The organism is Hylemonella sp. GW821-FHT10B10, assembly GCF_059415585.1.
In genome coordinates this window covers 122780-142008 of the sequence record NZ_JBWKNN010000002.1, presented here as the reverse complement: position 1 = coordinate 142008, position 19229 = coordinate 122780, and the positions used below count along the sequence as shown (strand labels likewise).

Below are 19229 nucleotides of genomic sequence, written 5' to 3'. Positions count from 1 at the left end.
CCCTGTGGCGCAAGCTGCAGGGCTTTTTTCATGGGTCCTACGATAATTCGGGGCATGAACACCTTCCAGTCCATCCCCTTCTCGCTGCAGACCGTGCTGCTGCTGATCGGCAGCAATGTCTTCATGACTTTTGCCTGGTACGGGCACCTGAAGAACCTGGCTGCCGCGCCCTGGTACTGGGCGGCTCTGGCCAGTTGGGGCATTGCCCTGTTCGAGTATCTGCTGCAGGTGCCGGCCAATCGCATCGGCTTCCAGCAGGCGGGCTATACGGTTGGCCAACTCAAGATCGTGCAGGAGGTCATCACGCTCAGCGTCTTCGTTCCGTTTGCCGTGATGTACCTCAAGGAGCCGCTCAAGCTGGATTACCTGTGGGCGGCGCTGTGCATGGTGGGCGCGGTGTATTTCATCTTCCGTTCGGCCTGAGGCGCCGCAGGCCGCAGAGGTCCCCGGTTAAACTCCACGCCAATCCAGTCCAACGACCGAACCAGAATCAGGAGTGCCCCATGCTGTTTGGAAAACTGATGCCGCGCGACGGCAATTTCTTCGAGATGTTCAACCAGCATGCGGATCGCATCGTGGAAGCGGCGCATGCCTTTTCCCAGCTGGTGGCCCATTACGGCGATCACAACCTGCGCGAGCAGTACACCCGCGAGGTGGACAGCGCGGAACGCGCCGCTGACCGCATCACCCACGAGGTCAACAAGGCCCTGCACAAGACCTTCATCACCCCGATCGACCGCGAACAGATCCATACGCTGATCAATACCATGGACGATGTGGCCGACCTGCTGCAAGATGCGACCGAGACCATGGCCCTGTACGACGTGCGCCACATGACCGAAGAGATCATCCGCCTCACTGAACTCAGCGTGAAGTGCTGCGAGCGCGTCAAGGATGCCGTGTCGCTGCTGGGCAATATCGGCGAGGCCAAGACGGCTGAAGCGGCGCTCAAGACCTGTGAGGAGATCGACCGCCTGGAGTCCGATGCCGACCGCGTGATGCGTACGGCCATGAGCAAGCTCTTCCGCGAGGAGCCCGACGTGCGCGAGGTCATCAAGCTCAAGGCCATCTACGAGCTGCTCGAGACGGTGACCGACAAGTGCGAGGACGTGGCCAATGTGATCGAGGGCATCGTCCTCGAAAACGCCTGAAGCGAGGGCGTTCCTTCCATGGAAAACATCCCCCAAGTCGCCCTCTGGGTGATCATCCTGCTGGTGTTCCTGGCGCTGGCCTTCGACTTCATGAACGGTTTTCATGATGCGGCCAACTCCATTGCCACCGTTGTTTCCACCGGGGTATTGAAGCCCGGTCAGGCGGTGCTGTTTGCGGCCTTCTTCAACGTCGTGGCCATCTTCATCTTCCACCTCAGCGTGGCGGCCACGGTGGGCAAGGGCATCGTGCAGCCGGGGGTCGTGGATACCCACGTGGTGTTCGGTGCCCTGATCGGCGCCATCACCTGGAACCTGATCACCTGGTACTACGGCATTCCCAGCAGTTCCTCGCATGCCCTGATCGGCGGCATCGTGGGCGCTGTGATAGGCAAGGCTGGTACTGAGGCGCTGCTGTCTGCCGGCATCCTCAAGACCGTGGTGTTCATCTTCGTTTCGCCGCTGCTGGGTTTCCTGCTGGGCTCGCTCATGATGCTGCTGGTGGCCTGGCTGTTCCGCCGCAGTTCGCCTTCTCGCGTGGATGGCTGGTTTCGCCGCCTGCAGCTGGTCTCGGCCGGTGCCTACAGCCTGGGCCATGGCGGCAACGACGCGCAGAAGACCATCGGCATCATCTGGATGCTGCTGATCGCCACCGGCTACGTCACGTCGACCGATGCCTCGCCGCCCTCCTGGGTGGTGGTGTGCTGCTATCTGGCCATCGGTCTGGGCACCATGTTCGGCGGCTGGCGCATCGTCAAGACCATGGGCCAGAAAATCACCAAGCTCAAGCCGGTGGGCGGCTTCTGCGCCGAGACGGGCGGGGCGCTGACCCTGTTCCTGGCCACTGCGCTGGGCATCCCGGTGTCCACCACCCACACCATCACTGGCGCCATCGTGGGTGTGGGGTCGGCCCAGCGCGCCAGCGCGGTGCGTTGGGGCATTGCCGGCAACATCGTGTGGGCCTGGATTTTCACCATCCCGGCCACCGCTTTCGTGGCCATCGTGGCCTACTGGATCAGCCTCGGACTGTTCTGAGTTGTCACGGTGTCATGAAAAAAGGGCCCTCGGGCCCTTTTTTCATGGGGAAGCACCGGCTCACTGGCTGATCTTGCGGGCTTCCTCGATCTGGTATTCGAAATAGCGCTGGAAGCTGAAAGCGATGCTGGACATCAGCACCGTGGTGCCCACCAGCAGGGCGCAGGCGACAGCGCCCACCGTCAGCCAGCCAGTGCGGCCGGCCGGTGCGTCGGCCGGGGCCTGCGGGTTGTAGCGGGCGTTCCATTTCTCCTGCGTCATCAGGCCAAAGACGATGGCGTTGAGCGCACAGCCAGCCATGGTGAATCCCAGCAGGGGGATCAGCACCCAGCTCCAGGAATCATCCAGCCCGTGTAGCTGCACGCGTTCGATGCCGTAGAGACCCAGGGCGGTGGGGATGGGCAAGAGCCAGCCGATCAGGTCATAGAAGCCGTGCAGATAGAAGCGGTGCAGGCCCAGGGGGCCGGCCAGAAAAGCCAGCCAGGCGGCCAGGGTCTTGTGTTTCAGCATGGGCTTATTGTGCCGGGAATGGGGGCGTTTCTGGGCTGACGGGCCAGTTTATAGCGCAGGCCGGCCCGCACAGGCTATAATCGCAGGCTCTTCGGTGTGCCGCTGGCCGGGTGGTCAGTTGCGTGTCTCAAACACCGGAAGAAATCCGACGCGCAAGCGTCACCGCGTTGTGGCCTGCTGCTATCTAGGCAGGCCACACGACCCAAAGGACAAATCATGGTCGTCATTCGACTCTCCCGCGGCGGCGCCAAGGCCCGTCCGTTCTTCAACATCGTCGTGACCGACAAGCGTAACCGTCGTGACGGCAGCTTCATTGAGCGCATCGGTTTCTACAACCCGATCGCTACCGCCAGCGAGGAAAGCATCCGCATTGCTCAGGATCGCCTGACCTACTGGCTGGGCGTCGGTGCCCAGGCTTCTCCCACCGTGGAGCGCCTGATCAAGCAGTCGGCTGCCAAGAAGGCCGCCTAAGACGGCCCATGGCGCTCGAACTCGAAGCCGCCGCATTGCCGGCGGACGCGATCGAAGTCGGGCGCATCCTTGATGCCTGGGGCATCAAGGGCTGGTTCAAGGTTCAGCCTTACAGCGCCTCTCCGGAGGCGCTGTTTTCTTCCAGGCGCTGGTTCCTGCTGCCGTCCGAAAAAGGTGCCAAGACCTTCACCGGTCCGGTGCAGCTTTCCATCAAGGAAGCAAAGGAGCACTCGGATTCGGTGGTTGCCACGTCGAACGACGTGCCCGACCGCGATACCGCCGAGGCCCTGCGTGGTGCACGCATCTTCGTTGCCCGTTCCAGTTTTCCCACGCCTGAGACCGACGAATACTACTGGGTCGACCTTATCGGCCTGGACGTGGTCAATCGTGAAGACCTGCATCTGGGAACGGTGCAGGAGTTGCTGTCTACCGGGCCGCAGACCGTGCTGGTCATCGCCTACGAGCAGGATGGCAAGCCGGCCGAGCGCATGATTCCTTTTGTGTCCGCCTACGTTGACGGGGTGGACCTGCCGGCGCGCCGCATCCGCGTCGACTGGCAGCCTGATTACTGAGACCGGACGTCTGCCCCATGCGCTTTGACGTCCTGACCTTGTTCCCCGAACTGTTTGCCCCGCTGTTGACCAGCGGCATCACGCGTCGCGCCTATGAGTCCGGCCAGGTCGAGGTGCACCTGCACAATCCGCGTGACCACGCCGAGGGCAACTACCGCCGGGTCGACGACAGGCCGTTTGGCGGTGGTCCCGGAATGCTCATGATGGCGGAGCCGCTCACGCGTTGTCTGCAGCAGGCCCAGGCCCAGCGGGCTGCGCGCGCGCCGGTGGTGCTGTTTTCTCCTCTGGGCCGGCCTCTGGATCACGCTCAGGTGGAGCGCTGGGCTGGCAGCGAGGGGGCTGTGCTGGTCTGCGGACGCTACGAGGGCATCGACCAGCGCTTTATCGATGCCTATGTGGACGAGCAAATCAGCCTGGGCGACTTCGTGCTTTCGGGCGGCGAGATCGCGGCCATGGCCCTGCTGGATGCCGTGGCCCGCCTGCAGCCCGGCGTGCTGGGTGACGCCGACAGCCACGCTCTGGACAGTTTCAACCCGGCCCTGGACGGCCTGCTGGACAACCCGCACTACACCCGGCCCGAAGTGTGGGAAGGGCGGGGTGTGCCCGAGGTGCTGATGTCCGGCCACCATGGCCAGATCGAGCGCTGGCGCCGTGAACAGCGCCTGGCGCTGACGGCCCGGCTGCGGCCCGAGCTGATCGCCCAGGCCCGGGCCGCCGGCCGCCTGAACCGCCAGGACGAAGCCTTCCTGGCCACGCTGCCCAAGCCCCTGGCCTGAAGCAGGCGCTTCCTGCTATAATTGAAGGCTCCCCGATCCTCTGGCCGGCTGGCAGACCATGGTGGTTTGACTTTGGTTCCTTGCGAACCGTATGCGCGGACAAGATCATTAGAGGTAAATATGAACCTGATCCAGACCCTCGAACAAGAGGAAATCGCCCGCCTGGGCAAGAGCATCCCCGAATTCGCCCCCGGTGACACCGTCATCGTGAACGTGAACGTGGTTGAAGGCACCCGCAAGCGCGTGCAGGCCTACGAAGGTGTGGTGATCGCCAAGCGCAACCGTGGCCTCAACAGCGGCTTCACCGTGCGCAAGATCTCCAGCGGCGAAGGTGTGGAACGTACCTTCCAGACCTACAGCCCGCTGATCGCCAGCATCGAAGTCAAGCGCCGCGGCGACGTGCGCCGTGCCAAGCTGTACTACCTGCGTGACCGCAGCGGCAAGTCGGCCCGTATCAAGGAAAAACTGGTCAGCAAGACCGCCGCCGCTGAATAAGCTCCGGCCCGCTGCCCGAACAAGCCGCCCTCGCATTCGCCCGGGCGGCTTTTTAATTTCTGCTTCGCACCGATGTCTTCCACCGATCACATCACCCCTCTCTCCAAGCTGCCTAACTTCGATCCGCGCACCGTACCGGTGATCGGGGTTGACGCCGAGCTGCCCCGGGTTCCGGCCGCGCGCCTGCAGGCTCTGGCCCTGCGCCAGCGGTTCGAGACCCCGCCCGCCTGGGAGCCCGAGGTCCGCGCCGAGCCGCGTTTCACCCAGCGCAAGCCGGTGCAGGCCGCCGTGTTGCTGCCGTTGGTGGCCCGGGCCGAGCCCACCTTGCTGCTGACCCAGCGCACCAGCCATCTCGCGAACCACTCGGGCCAGATCGCATTTCCCGGCGGCAAGGTCGATCCGACCGACATCGACGTGGTGGATGCCGCCTTGCGCGAAGCCGAAGAGGAGGTGGGACTGACGCGTGACTACGTGCAGGTGCTGGGCACGCTGCCCGTCTATACGACGGGCACGGCCTTCATCATCACGCCGGTGGTGGCCTGGGTGCGGCCCGGCTTCACGCTCAGGCCCAACGAGGGTGAGGTGGCCGATGTGTTCGAAGTGCCGCTGGCCTTCCTGCTCGATCCGGCCAACCACAGACGTCACGCCTTCGAATTCGAGGGGCTGCGTCGCGAATGGTTCTCCATGCCCTGGCAGGACGGCAGTACCGAGCGCTACATCTGGGGCGCCACGGCCGGCATGCTGCGCAATTTTTACCGTTTCATGGCCGCCTGAGCGCAGGCCGCAAGCCGCGCGTCAGTTTGCCGCCGCTATGATCGCAGCATGAGTTTCTTTGCCATCCTGCTGGCCCTGCTGATTGAACAGGCGCGTCCGCTGGCCCGCGGCAATGCGGTGCACACCGGCATGCGCAGCTGGTTGCGCTGGGTGGTGCGCAAGCTCGACGCCGGCGAACGCTCGCATGGCTGGCTGGCCTGGGGTTTTGCCGTGCTGCTGCCCAGTGGGATCGCCCTGCTGGTCTACTGGCTGCTGTGCACCTTCGTGGGCTGGCCGCTGGCCATGCTCTGGAACGTGGCTGTGCTCTACGTCACCCTGGGTTTTCGCCAGTTCAGTCACCATTTCACCAGCATTCGCGACGCGCTTGAGTCCGGCAATGAGCAGGAGGCGCGCCGTCTGCTGGCCGAGTGGCGTCAGATCGACGCCAGCGAGCTGCCGCCGCGCGAGATCATCCGCCACGTCATCGAGTTTTCCGTATTGGCGGCCCACCGCCATGTCTTCGGTGTGCTGAGCTGGTTCATCGTGCTGGCTGTCCTGGGCCTGGGCCCGGCCGGCGCGGTGCTCTACCGTCTTGGGGAGTTCGTCACCCGCTACTGGCCGCACGTCTCGCGGCGCCAGGCGCCGGCCGTCAGCGAAGCGGCCTGTGCTGCCGCCGCACGCGCCTGGTCATGGCTGGACTGGCTGCCCGCACGCATCACCGCATTGGGTTTTGCGGTGGTGGGCAGTTTCGAGGATGCGGTGGACAACTGGCGTCGTTATGCTGCCCTGCCCGAGAGCGAAGGTCCGGGGGGCAACGATGGCCTGATCGTCGCGGCCACGGCCGGCGCCATCAATGTGCGCCTGGGCACCACGGCCATGGCCCAGGGAGAGACCCTGGCCCAGTCCGACATGCCGGCCGCCTCGGCCCGCTACGAGCCGCAGCTGGCCCATCTGCGCAGCATCGTGGGCCTGGTCTGGCGCTCGGTGGTGCTGTGGATGCTCCTGCTGGCGCTGCTCACCCTGGCGCGCTTGATCGGTTGATTTCAGTAACGCGGCGCCTGCGAGAGCTCGGCGTGGAGTTCGCCGTAAATTCGATAGCGTGAGGGGCTGATGCCCGAGCCGCCTGCGCTCTTGTCCACGGCCGCGATGACACCGCAACCGGGTTCGTGCAGGTGGCTGCAGTTGTAGAAGCGGCACTCGGTATGCGCGCGCAGGTCCGGCATTAGGCTCGCCAGCTTGGCGGCTTCGATGTGCTGCAGGCCAAATTCCTGAAAACCTGGCGAGTCGATCAGCGCCGTGCTGCGTTCGCCATCCACCCAGTACCAGCGGGTGCTGGTGGTGGTGTGCTTGCCGGAATTTAGCGCGGTCGAGATCTCGCCGGTCTGTGCCTGCGCGCCTGGTACGAGGCGGTTGATCAGCGTGCTTTTGCCCGCGCCCGAAGGACCCAGCACCAGGGTGGCGCGTCCCTGCAACTGCGCTTGCAGCGTTGCCAACCCGCTGTCGCCCTGCGCCTTCAGGCCCAGCGGCAACACGGTGTAGCCCATGCGCCGGTACGGTTCCAGCCGGGTCCAGGCGCGCGCAAAAAGTTCGGTCAGATCGCTCTTGTTGAGCACGATCAACGGCGTGATGCGCTCGGCCTCGGCGGCGATCAGGGCGCGCGCCAACTGGCTTTCGGAAAATTCGGGTTCGGCCGCAATCAGGATCAGCACCTGGTCCAGGTTGGCGGCGAAACTCTTGGTGCGGAGTTCGTCCTGGCGGTAGAACAGGTTGCGCCGCTCCTCCACCTTCTCGATGCTGCCTTCGTCAGTGCTGGCCAGCCAGAGCACACGGTCACCCACGACGGCATGGCTTTTTTTCCCCCGCGGGTGGCAGATCAGTTGCCGGCCTTCCGGTGTTTCCACCACCACGTGGCGGCCATGGCTGGCCACGACCAGGCCGCGTTCGAGTCCGGGTGTCTTGCTCAAGCGCTGCCTCGCAGCGCATCGACCTGGGCCGCGCACTCGAAATCGATGCGCGTGATGCCACCGGCATCGTGCGTGCGCCAGTTGACCGTGCAGTGCCGGTAACTCAGCAGCAGGTCCGGATGGTGGTCGCGCTGCTGCGCGATCCAGGCCACGGCATTGGCGAAGGCCATGACCTCATGAAAGTTGGCGAACTCGTAGCGCCGGCTGATCGCGAGTTCCGCTCCGTCGCCCTGCAGGGCCCAGCCCGGGTGCTGGGCCAGCTGGGTCACGATCTCGGTCGGGCCCAGGGCCCGGCGCGCGGGGGCTTGCGGCGCGCTGTTCATGCCATGCCCAGTCGTGCCAGACGCTGGCTCGCCGGCGGGTGCGAGTAGTAGAAGGCCACGTAGAGCGGGTCGGGAGTCAGGGTCGAGGCGTTGTCCTCGTAGAGCTTGAGCAGGGCACTGGCCAGCTCCGGGCCGTTGGTCTGGGCCGCGGCGTAGGCGTCGGCTTCGAACTCGTGCCTGCGCGAGGACAAGGCCATGAGGGGGGCGATGAAGAAGCTGAACACCGGCGAGACCAGCACGAAGAGCAGCAGGGCCAGTGCGTCGTTGGGAACGGCACCTGCCGCGCCGAGCGCGGGCACCAGCAGCTGCAGGCTGGGCGTGACACCCAGGCCGGTGTAGAACCAGGCCTGTGTGGCCAGCCAGCCCAGCAGGGCGAAGCCAGCCAGGCTCAGGGCGAACAGGATCACGATGCGCTTGAGGATGTGCTTGTGCTTGAAGTGGCCGAGCTCGTGGGCCAGCACGGCATCCACCTCGCCCGGGCTGAGCTTGGACAGCAGGGTGTCGAAGAAAACCACACGCTTGGCAGCGCCGAAACCCGTGAAGTAGGCATTGGCATGGGCGCTGCGACGGCTGCCGTCCATCACGAACAGGCCTTTGGCGGAGAAACCGCAGCGCTGCATCAGCGCGGTGACGCGCGCTTTCAGTGTTTCGTCTTCCAGCGGCTGGAACTTGTTGAACAGCGGGGCAATGAAGGTCGGGTAGATCAGCAGCAGGAGCAGGTTGAAGCCCATCCACACGCCCCAGGCCCAGAGCCACCACAGGGTCCCGGTGGCGCCCATGACCCAGAGGATGAGGGCGGCAATGGGCAGGCCGATCAGCGCCCCCAGCAGAGTGGACTTCATGAGATCGACCAGCCAGAGCTTGAGTGTCATCTTGTTGAAACCGAAACGCTGCTCGATCACAAAGGTCTGGTACAGGGTGAGTGGTAGCTCGATCAGGCTGCCGATCAGCACGAAGCCGGCGATGAGCGCCAATTGCTGCAACATGCCCCCGCCCAGCCAGGTCAGCAGTGTCTGGTTCAGGGCATCCAGGCCGCCCAGCAGGGTCCAGCCCAACAGCATGGCGGCGCCCACAGCGGTTTCCAGCAGACCGAAACGCACCTTGGTCACGGTGTAGTCGGCCGCTTTCTGGTGCGCGGCCAGCGGCATGGTGCCAGCAAAGGCTGGCGGCACGCTGGCGCGGTGCTGCGCTACATGTCGCGCCTGGCGCGTGGCCAGCCAGAATTTCAGGGCCAGGCCCAGTAGCAGGGCTGCGGCAAAGAGCAGGGTCAGCGTCAGGCTGGGGTTGAAAGCAGAGGCAGGCGTCATGGGCAGGGAGTTTAGGCCATCAGCGACAATCCGGGGCATGAGCGACAACGTTACCCCACTGAAGAAATCCGATCTCAACCTGGTCTGGCTTGATTGCGAGATGACGGGCCTGGACCCCGAGAAAGAACGCATCATCGAAATCGCGGTCATCGTGACCAGCCCCAACCTGGACCAGCGCATCGAAGGCCCGGTGTTGGTGATCCACCAGGACGACGACATCCTCAACAAGATGGACGCCTGGAACAAGGGCACACATGGCCGTAGTGGCCTGATCGACAAGGTCAAGGCTTCCACCACCACTGAGGCCGAGGCCGAGGCCGAGCTCATAACCTTCCTCGGCAAGTATGTGCCCAAAGGCACTGCGCCCATGTGCGGCAACAGCATTGGCCAGGACCGGCGTTTCCTTGTCAAGTACATGCCCAAGCTGGAAGCCTTTTTCCATTACCGCAATATCGATGTCAGCACCTTCAAGGAGCTGGCCAAGCGGTGGAAGCCTGAGGTCTACAGCGCTTTCAAGAAGGCTCAGAAGCACACGGCGCTGGCCGATGTCCACGAGTCCATCGACGAACTGCTGCACTACCGGGAACACTTCCTCAAGCTGGGCTGAAACAGCGGTTTGACGGGCGATTAGGTGAAAACCCTGATCTGTGTCATAATTCGCCTTGCGCTGCAAAACGCGGCGCTTTTCGTGCATCTCCCCTCACACACCGGACTCCGGTTTCGATCTTCACGATCGTCAATCTGAATGAGTCCCCGGTGCCGGTCCCAACCGGTGCAGGTTTTGTTTGATGGTTGATGTCTTTTAACCATCAGCGAAACACCCGCAGTCCCTGCGGTGTTCGCGTGTGAGAAAAATCTAAATGACCGACGCTTTTGAAGTGACGGGCGACTTTGCGCCTGCCGAATCCATTCTTTCCACCGAAACCGCCATGGCGGCCGAGGTCGAAGTGACCGAAACCCTGCCCAACGGCTTTGTGCAGCTGGGCCTGGCACCCGAGCTGGTGCAGGCCGTGGCCGACCTGGGCTACACCCAGCCCACCACCGTGCAGGAACGCGCCATTCCCCTGGCCATGCCCTCGGGCGCGGCAGGTGAAGCCCAGCGTTATATCGACCTGATGGTCTCCAGCCAGACCGGCAGCGGCAAGACCGCGGCCTTCCTGCTGCCCGTGTTGCACACCCTGCTCCAGCAGCAGGCCCAGGCTGCTGAAAACGAGCGTGCCGCTTACGAGCGCGCCGCTGCCGAAGCCGCCGCCAAAGGCGAACCGGCTCCGAAGCGCCCCAAGCGTCAGGACCCGACCAACCCGCGCCATTTCAAGGCCGCCGCCCCCGGCGCCCTGATCCTGTGCCCGACGCGCGAACTCGCCCAACAGGTGGCGCATGACGCCATCGAACTGGTCAAGCATTGCCGTGGCCTGCGCATCGCCAATGTGGTGGGCGGCATGCCCTACCAGCTCCAGATCGCCAAGCTGCAGAACGCCAACCTCGTGGTGGCCACCCCCGGCCGCCTGCTGGACCTGCAACGCTCCATGCAGATCAAGCTCGACCAGGTCCAGTTCCTGGTCGTGGACGAGGCCGACCGTATGCTCGACCTGGGTTTCTCCGACGACCTCGCCGAAGTCAACCAGCTGACCGCCCAGCGCCGCCAGACCATGATGTTCAGCGCCACCTTCGCGCCGCGCATCCAACAGCTCGCCATGCGCGTGATGCACGACAACGGTTCGGGCGTGAAGAAGGTGCAGATCGATTCGCCCCAGGAAAAACATGCCAACATCAAGCAGACGCTGTTCTGGGCCGACAACGCCCAGCACAAGCGCCAGCTGCTGGACCACTGGCTGCGTGACGCTTCGATCGACCAGGCCATCGTGTTCGCCAGCACTCAGGTGGAGTGCGACGGCCTGGCCAACGACCTGCAACAGGACGGCTTCTCCGCCGTTGCGCTGCACGGCGCCTTGAGCCAGGGCCTGCGCAACCGCCGCCTGATGGCGCTGCGCCAGGGCCAGGTGCAAATCCTGGTGGCCACCGACGTGGCCGCGCGCGGCATCGATGTGCCCACCATCACCCACGTCTTCAACTTCGGCCTGCCGATGAAGGCCGAGGACTACACGCACCGCATCGGCCGCACCGGCCGCGCCGGTCGCGATGGTCTGGCCATCACCTTTGCCGAGTTCCGCGACCGTCGCAAGATCTTCGACATCGAGGCCTACAGCAAACAACCCATCAAGGCGGAAGTCATCCCCGGTATGGAGCCCAAGCAGCGCATGCCCGAGTCGCGCCCCGGCTCCAACTTCGGTGGCCGTAACAGCCGTGGTGGCAATGACAGCTTCTCGCGCGACCGCAAGTTCGGTGGCGGTGGCGCTCCCCGTAGCGGTTTCGGTGGCGGTAACAACCGTGGCGATTTTGGTGGTGCGCCCCGCGGTGACTTCGGTGCGCCGCGTGGTGATTTCGGCGCTCCGCGTGGCGGCTTTGGCGACCGCGATGCCCGCGGTCCTTTCCAGTCCCGTGACGGTGGTGGTTACCAGAACCGGGGTCATGAGGGTGCGCCCGAAGGCCGCAGCTACGAGCGCAAGGGTGGTTTCAATGACCGCTTCGCGGGTGATGGCCGACGTGAAGGCGCCGCACCGCGCGGTGATTTCGCGCCGCGCAAGCCGGCCGCTGGCAAGCCCTCCTATGCCAAGCCGGGTACCGGTACCGGCAAGGTCTTCGTGCCGCGTGATGCTGCCAAGCGTTCCCCGCGTCCGACGCGCTGATCTTCAGGCGATCTGACCCCAAAACCCGCCCGCAGCGATGCCGGCGGGTTTTTTCTCGCCTATTCGAGGCGCAGGCTCTTGTCGCTGACCACCAAGCGCTTGCCGGCCGGTGGTGTGAGCCAGGCGCGCGCGGGGCCCGGCTCCAGCCCGTAGGCGAAGCCGACGGGGCCGCCCGCCGTGCCGCCATAACCGCTGGCCTCGCCCAGGGCCGTGAAAGGCAGCTGGACCTGCAAGCCATTGGTGCAGCGCAGGTTGACGGTGCCGCTGCTGGTGGCGGTGTAGCGCAGCGTGCCCATGCAACTGAGCGCGGGTTCGGTCGCGGTCTGCAATTCCAGCGTGCCGCTGCGGTCGGAGTAGAGCAGGGCCTGACCTGTCAGCAGCTGTTCGCCCACCACAGCCCATGCCGGCGAGGGCGTGGCCAGCACGCGCATGGTCGCGTCATTCACCGCGGCGCAGCCCCCCAGCAGCAAAGCCCCTGCGAGCAGAAGGACGGAGTGGGTATATGCGTAGGATTTCATGATGAGGCCATCATAGAATACCGGCCAGCGGGCACAAGACCCTGCTTGATTTTCAAAAGTAAAGACGTCGTATGGACAACGAAACCACCATGCCCGGTCTGCTGACTCTGCCTGCAGAGTTGGACGGGCCGGCCGGCAAAGAACAAAGCCGCCCGCTATACAAGCTGATCTTCGTATTGGCGGTGCTGGTCCTGGGCGTGATCCTGTCCCTGATCTGAGTTCGGGGGCAGACTTCAGAGGGCGCCGGGCAGGGCCCCGATGTCAGTTCAGCAAGTCGTGCAGGGTGCGCGCCACGACTCGGGTGGCACCTTGCAGGTCGGCCAGGACGATATGCTCATCGGCTCGCTTGGCGTTGCTTTCGCGCACAGTGCGCGGCCCCGCCCCGTAGATGACACCCGGTATGCCCCGTTCCACGTAGAGCCTTACATCGGTGTACAGCGGCGTGCCCACCGCGGGGATGGGTAGCCCAAAGACCGCTTCGCCATGCTTTTGCAAGGCTTCCACGAGGGGGCGGTTGCCGGGCAGTGGCTTCATGGCCTGGGCCAGCAACATGCGACGCACTTCCACTTGCAGGGACTTGCCACCGCGCGGCGGTGCGAAGCTGGCTGCCGCTGCGGCGATGGTCAGTCTTAGACTGGCCTCGACCTCGGTGGCGTTCTCCTCGGGGATCATGCGGCGGTCGAGCTTGAAGACCACCTTGCCGGGCACGACATTGGTGTTGGTGCCGCCCTGGATCAGGCCGACGTTCAGATAGGGGTGGGTGATGCCCGTCACATTCGAGCTCACGCTCAGATAGTCGGCATTGAGCCGGTAGAGCGCGCCCAGGATATGGGTTGCACCCTGCAGCGCGTCGATGCCGCTGTCGGGGATGGCCGCGTGTGCCATGTCACCTTGTACGGTCACCTCCAATTGCAGGCAGCCGTTGTGGGCTGTGACGACCTGGTAGCTGAAGCCAGCCGCCATCATGAGGTCGGGTTTCGTCAGGCCGCGGCTGAGCAGCCAGCCCGGGCCCAGTTCGCCGCCGAACTCCTCGTCATAGGTGAAATGCAATTCGATGCAGCCGCGTGTGGGTTTGGCCACGGCTTCCAGCGCGCGTACGGCGTGGGTGTAGGTGGCGAAGTCGCATTTGCTGACGGCGGTGGCACGGCCGTACATCTTGCCGTCGACGATCTCGGCGCCGTAGGGAGGGTACGTCCAGCCTTCACCCGGAGGCACGACGTCGCCGTGAACGTTCAGGGCGATGGTCGGTCCGCCCGGCCCGTAACGGCGGCGCACGATCAGGTTGGTCAGGCTCTCCAGGCCGGCGGCTTTCACCTCAGGCGCGGGCACGGGATGTTCTTCCACCTCCCAGCCCCAGGCGCGCAAGAGTTGCGCCGTGAGTGCGGCGTGCGGGGCATTGTTGCCGGGCGGGGTGTCCGTGGGCACGCGCACCAGCTGCTGCAGGAAGGCCGTCTCTTCGGCGAAATGGTCGGCCACCCACTGGTCCAGGGCGGCATGCTGTTTGGTGCTCATCATTTGTCTCGGTGGGGGGTGGCTCAGGCCAGCTGCTGCAGGAGGTTCTGGAAGGCACGCACGGCGAGTTCCATGTCGTCGCTGGTGCTGGATTCCAGCGGGTTGTGGCTGATACCCAGGTTTTCGCCGCGCACGAAGAGCATGGCCTGAGGCATGACTTCATGCAACTTCATGGCGTCGTGGCCGGCCCCGCTGGGCAGCTTGAACACGGGCAGGCCCAGGGCGCTCACGGCCTGTTCCCACCGGGCCTGCCATTCGGGGGCACTGGGCGCGGCGCTGGCGCGCATGGTTTCTTCCAGCGTGTGTTGCACGCCCCGGCGCGCGCAGATGGCTTCGAGCCCGCTGCGCACATCGGCCAGCAGCGCATCGCGCAGGGCATTGTCGGGTGCGCGCAGATCCAGGCTGAAGCGGCAGCGGCCCGGAATGACATTGATGGAGCCGCTGGGCACCTCAAGCATGCCCACGGTGCCCACGCTGCCCGTGTGGCGGCGCGCCGCCTGTTCCACGTGCAGGATGAGTTCGGCCACGGCGGCGGCGGCATCGGCGCGCATGGACATGGGCGTGGTACCGGCATGGCTGGCCGTGCCGCGTACTTCGCCCAGCAGGCGCACGCTGCCATTGATGGAGGTGACCACGCCCAGCGGCAGGTCGTGCTGCGTCAGCACGGGTCCCTGCTCGATGTGCACTTCGACGAAAGCCAGGTATTTCGCCGGATCGCGTTGGAGCGCTGTGATGGCTTCCAGTGCAGCAGGCAGGCCCGCCGTCTGCATGGCCGCGCGCATGGAGATGCCGTCGGCGTCCACCTGGTCCAGCCAGGCCGGGTTGAAATCGCCACGCAGGGCGCCTGAACCCAGGAAGGTGGCTTTGTAGCGCTGGCCTTCCTCTTCGGCAAAACCCACGACCTCCAGCGCATAGGGCAAGCGCTGGCCGCGTTGATGCAGTTCGCGCACGCAGGCCAGGGGCACATAGATGCCCAGGCGGCCGTCGTATTTGCCGCCGTTGCGCACGGTGTCGTAGTGGCTGCCCGTGAGCAGCGCGCGCGCGCCAGACGTGCTGCCTTCGTAACGGCCCACCACATTGCCCACGGCGTCGATCACCACGCTGTCGCAGCCCACCTCGCGCATGGTCTGTGCGATGGCGGCGGCGCAGGCGCGGTGCGCCTCGGTAAGGTAGGTCACGGTCAGCTCGCCGCGTTCGGCGTAGGCCGGCTCGTTGTAGGTCGCCAGCTTTTCCTGCCAGTCCCAGACCAGATGGCCCAGCGCAGGTTCGACACCGAACTTGTCGTTGAGACGGATCTCGGCGATGCGGTGGATGTTGCGCAGACACTCGGCCAGCTCGGCATCGGGATGGCTCAGCAAGCGGCGCTCGAAAGTGGCCATGATCTGCTGCTTGCTGAGGCCGCTGCCGCGCGGGCCACGCACGGCCAGGATGAAGGGCCAGCCGAAACGCGCGTTGTAGTCCGTGTTGAGCTGCTGGATGCGCGCGAACTCCCCGGGTGTGCATTGCGTGAGGCCGGCCTTGTTCTGCTCGTTTGAGGATTCGGCCGTGAGGGTCTTGGCCACCATGGCCTTGCCAGCGAGTTCAGGGTGGGCGCGCACCAGCGCGATCTGCGCCTCGCGGCTGCTCTGTTCGAGCGCGCGGGCGCAGGCCAGCTTGAGGGCGGCGAGGCTGGCGAACGGGCGCTGCAGCAGCGCCTGCTGCACGATCCACGGTGTGTGCTCGTAAAGGCCGTCAAGCATCTGCGCTGCGTCTGACGGTGCGGCGGTGTTAAGTTGTTCCAGCGTGATGGCCATGAGTGATTCTTTCCCGGACCTCAGACCGCAGGGCAGGGGTGGGTGGCGCGCCAGTGGCGCGCGATGTCCAGGCGGCGTGCCACCCAGACCTGGGGCTTGGTCTGGATGTGATCGAGGAAGCGCTGCAGCGCTGTGATGCGGCCGGGCCGTCCCAGCAGGCGGCAGTGCATGCCGATGCTCATCATCTTGGGGCGGTCCAGGCCCGCCGGATCACCTTCGGCATACAGCGCGTCGAAGGTGTCCTTGAGATAGGTGAAAAACGGATCCGCGTGGGAAAAGCCCTGGGGCAGCGAGAAACGCATGTCATTGCAATCTAGCGTGTAGGGCACGATCAGCTGCTGCGTGTCGCTGCCGTCGCTCTTGCGCACCTTCATCCAGAAGGGGAGGTCGTCCCCGTAGTAATCACTGTCGTATTCGAAGCCACCGTAGTCGGCGACGAGGCGGCGCGTGTTGGGGCTGTCGCGTCCGGTGTACCAGCCCAGCGCCCGCTCGCCGGTGAGTTGCCGGAGGATCTGCATGGCTTCGGCCATGTGGGCGCGCTCGACGGCCTCGTCGAGGTTCTGGTAATGGATCCACTTGAGACCATGGCAGGCGATCTCATGGCCGAGTTCTGTGAAGGCGGCGCAGACCTCGGGGTGACGTTGCAGTGCCGTGGCCACACCGAAAACGGTGAGCGGCAGGCCGCGTTGTTCGAACTCGCGCAGGATGCGCCAGACCCCCTGGCGCGAACCGTACTCGTAGATGCCTTCCATGCTGATGTGCCGGGCGGGGAAGGCCGCCGGGTTGAACATCTCGGAGAGGAATGTTTCGGAGGCGGCATCACCGTGCAACACGCTGTTCTCGCCACCCTCTTCGTAGTTGAGGACGAACTGCACGGCGATGCGTGCGCCACCGGGCCAGCGGGCGTGCGGCGGATTACGACCGTAGCCGATCAGGTCACGCGGGTAAGGGGCGGTGCTGTCGTAGATCATGCGAGGGCCAGGGCGATGTCGTTGGTGGGCGGTTTGCGGTCGAAGGTGAGGTTGGCCATCACGTTATTGAGGTGCTCGTCCATCAGCCGCACGGCCATATCCTCGTCCTTGGCGGCCACGGCCTTGACGATCTCCACATGCTCATCGTTCGAATGTTCGGCCGCGCTCTTGGACTGGTAGACCAGGGTGATCAGGGCGCAACGTGAGATCAGTTCTTCCAGCAGCTCGGCCAGCACGCGGTTGTTCATGAGCTCGGCCATGCGCACGTGGAAGTCGCCCAGCAGTTCGTTGCGGCCGGGGACGTCGTTGCTGGCCACGGCCTTCTTTTCCTCGGCCACATGCGCGCGCAGGGCCTTGATCTTGGCCGGGGTGGCCTGGCGCACGAAGCTGCGCACCATTTCGAGCTCCAGCATGCGCCGCACTTCAAAGACCTGCTGCGCCTCCTCTACCGAAGGGGTGGCCACGAAGGCGCCGCGCGAGGGTTCGAGCCTGATCAGGCGGTTCTGGGCCAGCTGGAACAGGGCCTGGCGCACCAGGGTGCGCGAGACGCCGAAGTGGTCGCCCAGTTTCTGTTCAGCCAATTTGGTGCCCGGGTGCAGCCGATGCTCCACGATGGCGCGTGTAAGGGCCTCGACGATGTGACGTGTGCTGGACGATTCCATTGGGAAATGATATCGCCAATCGGAAAAACTGTATACACTTTCGGTGGACTGCTACGGTTTTTCAAAAGGACGATCACCATGGGCCTCAGCACCCACGTACTCGACACCATGCACGGCTGCCCCGCCGCGGGCATGGCGGTCGCGCTCTACACGACAAACGGCGCCCAGGCCGAGCTGGTCAAACGCTTCACACTCAACGACAACGGGCGCAATCCCGAGGGCATGCTCTACGAGAACAACCAGCTCAAGGCTGGTACCTACCGACTGGTTTTCGGCGTCAAGGCCTACTTCCTGAGCAAAGGAGTGGCGTTGCCCGAGCCGGCGTTCCTGGACCAGGTGTCGCTTGACTTCGGCGTAGCTGAGCCGGCCCAGCACTACCACGTGCCCCTGCTCGTCAGCCCCTGGAGCTATTCCACCTACCGGGGCAGCTGATGGACGCCTACCTGCTGGACTGGGCCAACCTGCTGCTGCGCTGGCTGCACGTGATCGTGGCCATCGCCTGGATCGGCTCCTCCTTCTATTTCGTCTTTCTCGACAGCAGCCTCACGCCGCCCGAAAACGACAAATTGCGCAATGAGGGCGCCACAGGAGAACTCTGGGCCGTGCACGGCGGTGGTTTCTACCACCCGGTCAAGTACGCGGTGTCGCCGCCGACGCTGCCGCCGCACCTGCACTGGTTCTACTGGGAGAGTTACAGCACCTGGCTCAGCGGCTTTGCGCTCTTTCTCGTGTCCTATCTCTGGAGCCCCAGTGTCTACCTGATCGATCCGCGGGTGATGGATTGGTCACCTGCCGCTGCTATCACGGCGGCGCTGTCCTTCCTGGTCGTCTTCTGGGTGCTGTATGACCTGGCGTGTCGTTTCCTGGGCGGGGGGGAGAAGGGCGATGCCAAGGTCGGCCTGGCCGTGCTCCTGCTGGTGGTGCTGGCGTCCTGGCTGGCCTGCCATCTCTTTGCCGGCCGCGCGGCCTTCCTGCTGGTGGGCGCCATGCTGGCCACAACCATGAGCGCGAACGTGGCCATGTGCATCATCCCGGGCCAGCGCAAGGTGGTGGCCGCGCTCAAGGCCGGTCAGCCCGTGGATCCCATCCATGGCCTGCGCGGCAAGCAGCGCAGCGTGCACAACACCTATTTCACGCTGCCCGTGCTGTTCGCCATGCTGAGCAACCACTACAGCTTCACCTACACGTCGGCCTACAACTGGGTCTTCCTCATTCTCATCATGGCTGCGGGTGCGGCGATCCGCCAGTTCTTTGTGCTGCGCCATGGTTACAAGCTGAGTCGCAATGCGCACCCCTGGCCTTATGCAGCCGCGGGGGTGGCTGTGCTGTTGGGGTTGATCGTCTGGCTGCGGCCGGCACCTGTGGCCCCCGTTGCGGTGGCGCCCAAGGCCGGTCTGGCCGAGGTGCAGGCTGTGGTGGCGCAGCGCTGTGTCATGTGCCACGGCGAGGCCCTGCAGTCCAAGGGCGTGCGCCTGGACAGTGCGGCCGAGCTGCAGCGCCATGCTCAGCAGGTCTACCAGCAGGCGGTGGTGAGCCGGGTCATGCCCATGAACAATGCCACGGGCATGACCGAGGACGAACGAGCCCTGGTGGCGCGGTGGTTCCGGGCCGGCGCCCGCGCTGACTGAGGCCTTGCCCGGCCTTCCATCGATCCTGGCCCGGGGTTTGCTAG

23 protein-coding genes are annotated in these 19229 nt (G+C 64.8%); 14 read left to right on the top strand and 9 right to left on the bottom strand.

Annotation, left to right across the window (positions count from 1 at the left end):
- Positions 1 to 54 precede the first annotated feature (54 nt).
- The 3 genes from AC07NT_RS10855 to AC07NT_RS10845 all read left to right on the top strand — a co-directional run bounded on the left by AC07NT_RS10855 (position 55) and on the right by AC07NT_RS10845 (position 2183).
- On the top strand, positions 55 to 423 hold the full coding sequence (locus AC07NT_RS10855) for a DMT family protein (RefSeq protein WP_498599012.1): 369 nt from the start codon (positions 55 to 57) through the stop codon (positions 421 to 423).
- An 80-nt stretch (positions 424 to 503) separates the two neighbouring features.
- Entirely contained in the window at positions 504 to 1151 is a 648-nt protein-coding gene (locus AC07NT_RS10850) for a DUF47 domain-containing protein (RefSeq protein ID WP_498599013.1), read from the top strand.
- Positions 1152 to 1169: 18 nt separating this feature from the next.
- Positions 1170 to 2183, top strand: a complete 1014-nt coding sequence (locus tag AC07NT_RS10845) for an inorganic phosphate transporter (protein ID WP_498599014.1) — start codon at positions 1170 to 1172, stop codon at positions 2181 to 2183.
- A gap of 60 nt (positions 2184 to 2243) precedes the next feature.
- Here the strand turns inward: AC07NT_RS10845 and AC07NT_RS10840 are convergent, their stop codons facing one another.
- Positions 2244 to 2690, bottom strand: a complete 447-nt coding sequence (locus tag AC07NT_RS10840; protein ID WP_498599172.1) for a TM2 domain-containing protein — start codon at positions 2688 to 2690, stop codon at positions 2244 to 2246.
- A 219-nt stretch (positions 2691 to 2909) separates the two neighbouring features.
- Here AC07NT_RS10840 and rpsP point away from each other — a divergent pair, with 219 nt between their 5' ends.
- The 6 genes from rpsP (at position 2910) to AC07NT_RS10810 (ending at position 6801) form a co-directional block, all read left to right on the top strand.
- Entirely contained in the window at positions 2910 to 3164 is a 255-nt protein-coding gene (rpsP, locus tag AC07NT_RS10835; protein WP_460488366.1) for a 30S ribosomal protein S16, read from the top strand.
- Between the two features lie 8 nt (positions 3165 to 3172).
- Positions 3173 to 3736 (top strand): ribosome maturation factor RimM, encoded by a 564-nt coding sequence (gene rimM / locus AC07NT_RS10830; protein WP_498599015.1) that lies wholly within the window; start codon positions 3173 to 3175, stop codon positions 3734 to 3736.
- A 17-nt stretch (positions 3737 to 3753) separates the two neighbouring features.
- Positions 3754 to 4512: a tRNA (guanosine(37)-N1)-methyltransferase TrmD gene (gene trmD / locus AC07NT_RS10825; RefSeq protein ID WP_498599016.1), complete on the top strand. Its 759-nt coding sequence runs from the start codon at positions 3754 to 3756 to the stop codon at positions 4510 to 4512.
- A gap of 120 nt (positions 4513 to 4632) precedes the next feature.
- Positions 4633 to 5007 (top strand): 50S ribosomal protein L19, encoded by a 375-nt coding sequence (gene rplS / locus AC07NT_RS10820; RefSeq protein WP_498599017.1) that lies wholly within the window; start codon positions 4633 to 4635, stop codon positions 5005 to 5007.
- A gap of 72 nt (positions 5008 to 5079) precedes the next feature.
- Positions 5080 to 5781, top strand: coding sequence for a CoA pyrophosphatase (locus tag AC07NT_RS10815; protein ID WP_498599018.1), 702 nt, complete (start codon positions 5080 to 5082; stop codon positions 5779 to 5781).
- Between the two features lie 48 nt (positions 5782 to 5829).
- Positions 5830 to 6801 carry a CobD/CbiB family protein gene (locus tag AC07NT_RS10810; RefSeq protein ID WP_498599019.1) on the top strand — a complete coding sequence of 324 codons (972 nt, stop codon included), beginning with the start codon at positions 5830 to 5832 and terminating at the stop codon, positions 6799 to 6801.
- 2 nt (positions 6802 to 6803) lie between these two features.
- On the opposite strand, the gene rsgA is transcribed toward AC07NT_RS10810, so the two are convergent.
- Genes rsgA through AC07NT_RS10795 form a run of 3 tightly spaced genes read right to left on the bottom strand, consistent with a single transcriptional unit; the run spans position 6804 to position 9354 of the window.
- The gene (rsgA, locus tag AC07NT_RS10805) at positions 6804 to 7760 is read right to left on the bottom strand and encodes a ribosome small subunit-dependent GTPase A (RefSeq protein WP_498599020.1); all 957 of its coding nucleotides are present in this window, start codon (positions 7758 to 7760) and stop codon (positions 6804 to 6806) included.
- Positions 7721 to 8047, bottom strand: coding sequence for a 4a-hydroxytetrahydrobiopterin dehydratase (locus tag AC07NT_RS10800; protein WP_498599021.1), 327 nt, complete (start codon positions 8045 to 8047; stop codon positions 7721 to 7723). The genes rsgA and AC07NT_RS10800 overlap by 40 nt, the downstream gene beginning before the upstream one ends.
- Positions 8044 to 9354 (bottom strand): M48 family metallopeptidase, encoded by a 1311-nt coding sequence (locus AC07NT_RS10795; RefSeq protein ID WP_498599022.1) that lies wholly within the window; start codon positions 9352 to 9354, stop codon positions 8044 to 8046. Before AC07NT_RS10795 ends, AC07NT_RS10800 begins: the two co-directional genes overlap by 4 nt.
- Before the next feature lie 37 nt (positions 9355 to 9391).
- Here AC07NT_RS10795 and orn point away from each other — a divergent pair, with 37 nt between their 5' ends.
- Both orn and AC07NT_RS10785 read left to right on the top strand, forming a co-directional pair.
- The gene (gene orn, locus AC07NT_RS10790) at positions 9392 to 9961 is read left to right on the top strand and encodes an oligoribonuclease (RefSeq protein ID WP_498599023.1); all 570 of its coding nucleotides are present in this window, start codon (positions 9392 to 9394) and stop codon (positions 9959 to 9961) included.
- Between the two features lie 253 nt (positions 9962 to 10214).
- Complete coding sequence (locus AC07NT_RS10785; protein WP_498599024.1) at positions 10215 to 12101, top strand: DEAD/DEAH box helicase; 1887 nt, start codon at positions 10215 to 10217, stop codon at positions 12099 to 12101.
- 59 nt (positions 12102 to 12160) lie between these two features.
- On the opposite strand, the gene AC07NT_RS10780 is transcribed toward AC07NT_RS10785, so the two are convergent.
- Entirely contained in the window at positions 12161 to 12619 is a 459-nt protein-coding gene (locus AC07NT_RS10780) for a hypothetical protein (RefSeq protein WP_498599025.1), read from the bottom strand.
- A gap of 71 nt (positions 12620 to 12690) precedes the next feature.
- Between AC07NT_RS10780 and AC07NT_RS10775 the strand changes: the two genes are divergently transcribed.
- Positions 12691 to 12837 (top strand): hypothetical protein, encoded by a 147-nt coding sequence (locus tag AC07NT_RS10775; RefSeq protein ID WP_498599026.1) that lies wholly within the window; start codon positions 12691 to 12693, stop codon positions 12835 to 12837.
- Positions 12838 to 12880: 43 nt separating this feature from the next.
- Here AC07NT_RS10775 and AC07NT_RS10770 read toward each other — a convergent pair whose 3' ends face one another.
- From AC07NT_RS10770 to AC07NT_RS10755, 4 genes are read right to left on the bottom strand one after another with little or no spacing between them, the layout of a single operon-like run.
- Positions 12881 to 14131, bottom strand: coding sequence for a M20/M25/M40 family metallo-hydrolase (locus AC07NT_RS10770; protein WP_498599027.1), 1251 nt, complete (start codon positions 14129 to 14131; stop codon positions 12881 to 12883).
- Positions 14132 to 14154: 23 nt separating this feature from the next.
- A complete protein-coding gene (gene uraD / locus AC07NT_RS10765) occupies positions 14155 to 15924 on the bottom strand; it encodes a 2-oxo-4-hydroxy-4-carboxy-5-ureidoimidazoline decarboxylase (protein ID WP_498599028.1) in 1770 nt (589 codons plus the stop codon).
- Positions 15925 to 15944: 20 nt separating this feature from the next.
- Positions 15945 to 16895 carry an allantoinase PuuE gene (gene puuE / locus AC07NT_RS10760; protein WP_498599029.1) on the bottom strand — a complete coding sequence of 317 codons (951 nt, stop codon included), beginning with the start codon at positions 16893 to 16895 and terminating at the stop codon, positions 15945 to 15947.
- Positions 16892 to 17557 (bottom strand): GntR family transcriptional regulator, encoded by a 666-nt coding sequence (locus AC07NT_RS10755; protein ID WP_498599030.1) that lies wholly within the window; start codon positions 17555 to 17557, stop codon positions 16892 to 16894. The genes puuE and AC07NT_RS10755 overlap by 4 nt, the downstream gene beginning before the upstream one ends.
- A gap of 78 nt (positions 17558 to 17635) precedes the next feature.
- Here AC07NT_RS10755 and uraH point away from each other — a divergent pair, with 78 nt between their 5' ends.
- Both uraH and AC07NT_RS10745 read left to right on the top strand, forming a co-directional pair.
- Positions 17636 to 17989 carry a hydroxyisourate hydrolase gene (uraH, locus tag AC07NT_RS10750; protein WP_498599031.1) on the top strand — a complete coding sequence of 118 codons (354 nt, stop codon included), beginning with the start codon at positions 17636 to 17638 and terminating at the stop codon, positions 17987 to 17989.
- Positions 17989 to 19185, top strand: a complete 1197-nt coding sequence (locus tag AC07NT_RS10745) for a urate hydroxylase PuuD (RefSeq protein ID WP_498599032.1) — start codon at positions 17989 to 17991, stop codon at positions 19183 to 19185. Before uraH ends, AC07NT_RS10745 begins: the two co-directional genes overlap by 1 nt.
- Positions 19186 to 19229 lie beyond the last annotated feature (44 nt).

What these genes read in the sequence shown, in the direction of transcription:
- rplS (WP_498599017.1), top strand. Translation starts at nt 4,633, where the DNA reads ATGAACCTGATCCAGACCCTCGAACAAGAGGAAATCGCCCGCCTGGGC.
- AC07NT_RS10785 (WP_498599024.1), top strand. Translation starts at nt 10,215, where the DNA reads ATGACCGACGCTTTTGAAGTGACGGGCGACTTTGCGCCTGCCGAATCC.
- trmD (WP_498599016.1), top strand. Translation starts at nt 3,754, where the DNA reads ATGCGCTTTGACGTCCTGACCTTGTTCCCCGAACTGTTTGCCCCGCTG.
- rimM (WP_498599015.1), top strand. Translation starts at nt 3,173, where the DNA reads ATGGCGCTCGAACTCGAAGCCGCCGCATTGCCGGCGGACGCGATCGAA.
- AC07NT_RS10780 (WP_498599025.1), bottom strand. Translation starts at nt 12,619, where the DNA reads ATGAAATCCTACGCATATACCCACTCCGTCCTTCTGCTCGCAGGGGCT.
- AC07NT_RS10850 (WP_498599013.1), top strand. Translation starts at nt 504, where the DNA reads ATGCTGTTTGGAAAACTGATGCCGCGCGACGGCAATTTCTTCGAGATG.
- orn (WP_498599023.1), top strand. Translation starts at nt 9,392, where the DNA reads ATGAGCGACAACGTTACCCCACTGAAGAAATCCGATCTCAACCTGGTC.
- AC07NT_RS10800 (WP_498599021.1), bottom strand. Translation starts at nt 8,047, where the DNA reads ATGAACAGCGCGCCGCAAGCCCCCGCGCGCCGGGCCCTGGGCCCGACC.
- AC07NT_RS10815 (WP_498599018.1), top strand. Translation starts at nt 5,080, where the DNA reads ATGTCTTCCACCGATCACATCACCCCTCTCTCCAAGCTGCCTAACTTC.
- AC07NT_RS10755 (WP_498599030.1), bottom strand. Translation starts at nt 17,557, where the DNA reads ATGGAATCGTCCAGCACACGTCACATCGTCGAGGCCCTTACACGCGCC.
- AC07NT_RS10845 (WP_498599014.1), top strand. Translation starts at nt 1,170, where the DNA reads ATGGAAAACATCCCCCAAGTCGCCCTCTGGGTGATCATCCTGCTGGTG.
- puuE (WP_498599029.1), bottom strand. Translation starts at nt 16,895, where the DNA reads ATGATCTACGACAGCACCGCCCCTTACCCGCGTGACCTGATCGGCTAC.
- AC07NT_RS10770 (WP_498599027.1), bottom strand. Translation starts at nt 14,131, where the DNA reads ATGAGCACCAAACAGCATGCCGCCCTGGACCAGTGGGTGGCCGACCAT.
- rpsP (WP_460488366.1), top strand. Translation starts at nt 2,910, where the DNA reads ATGGTCGTCATTCGACTCTCCCGCGGCGGCGCCAAGGCCCGTCCGTTC.
- AC07NT_RS10810 (WP_498599019.1), top strand. Translation starts at nt 5,830, where the DNA reads ATGAGTTTCTTTGCCATCCTGCTGGCCCTGCTGATTGAACAGGCGCGT.
- AC07NT_RS10855 (WP_498599012.1), top strand. Translation starts at nt 55, where the DNA reads ATGAACACCTTCCAGTCCATCCCCTTCTCGCTGCAGACCGTGCTGCTG.
- AC07NT_RS10745 (WP_498599032.1), top strand. Translation starts at nt 17,989, where the DNA reads ATGGACGCCTACCTGCTGGACTGGGCCAACCTGCTGCTGCGCTGGCTG.
- AC07NT_RS10775 (WP_498599026.1), top strand. Translation starts at nt 12,691, where the DNA reads ATGGACAACGAAACCACCATGCCCGGTCTGCTGACTCTGCCTGCAGAG.
- AC07NT_RS10795 (WP_498599022.1), bottom strand. Translation starts at nt 9,354, where the DNA reads ATGACGCCTGCCTCTGCTTTCAACCCCAGCCTGACGCTGACCCTGCTC.
- uraD (WP_498599028.1), bottom strand. Translation starts at nt 15,924, where the DNA reads ATGGCCATCACGCTGGAACAACTTAACACCGCCGCACCGTCAGACGCA.
- uraH (WP_498599031.1), top strand. Translation starts at nt 17,636, where the DNA reads ATGGGCCTCAGCACCCACGTACTCGACACCATGCACGGCTGCCCCGCC.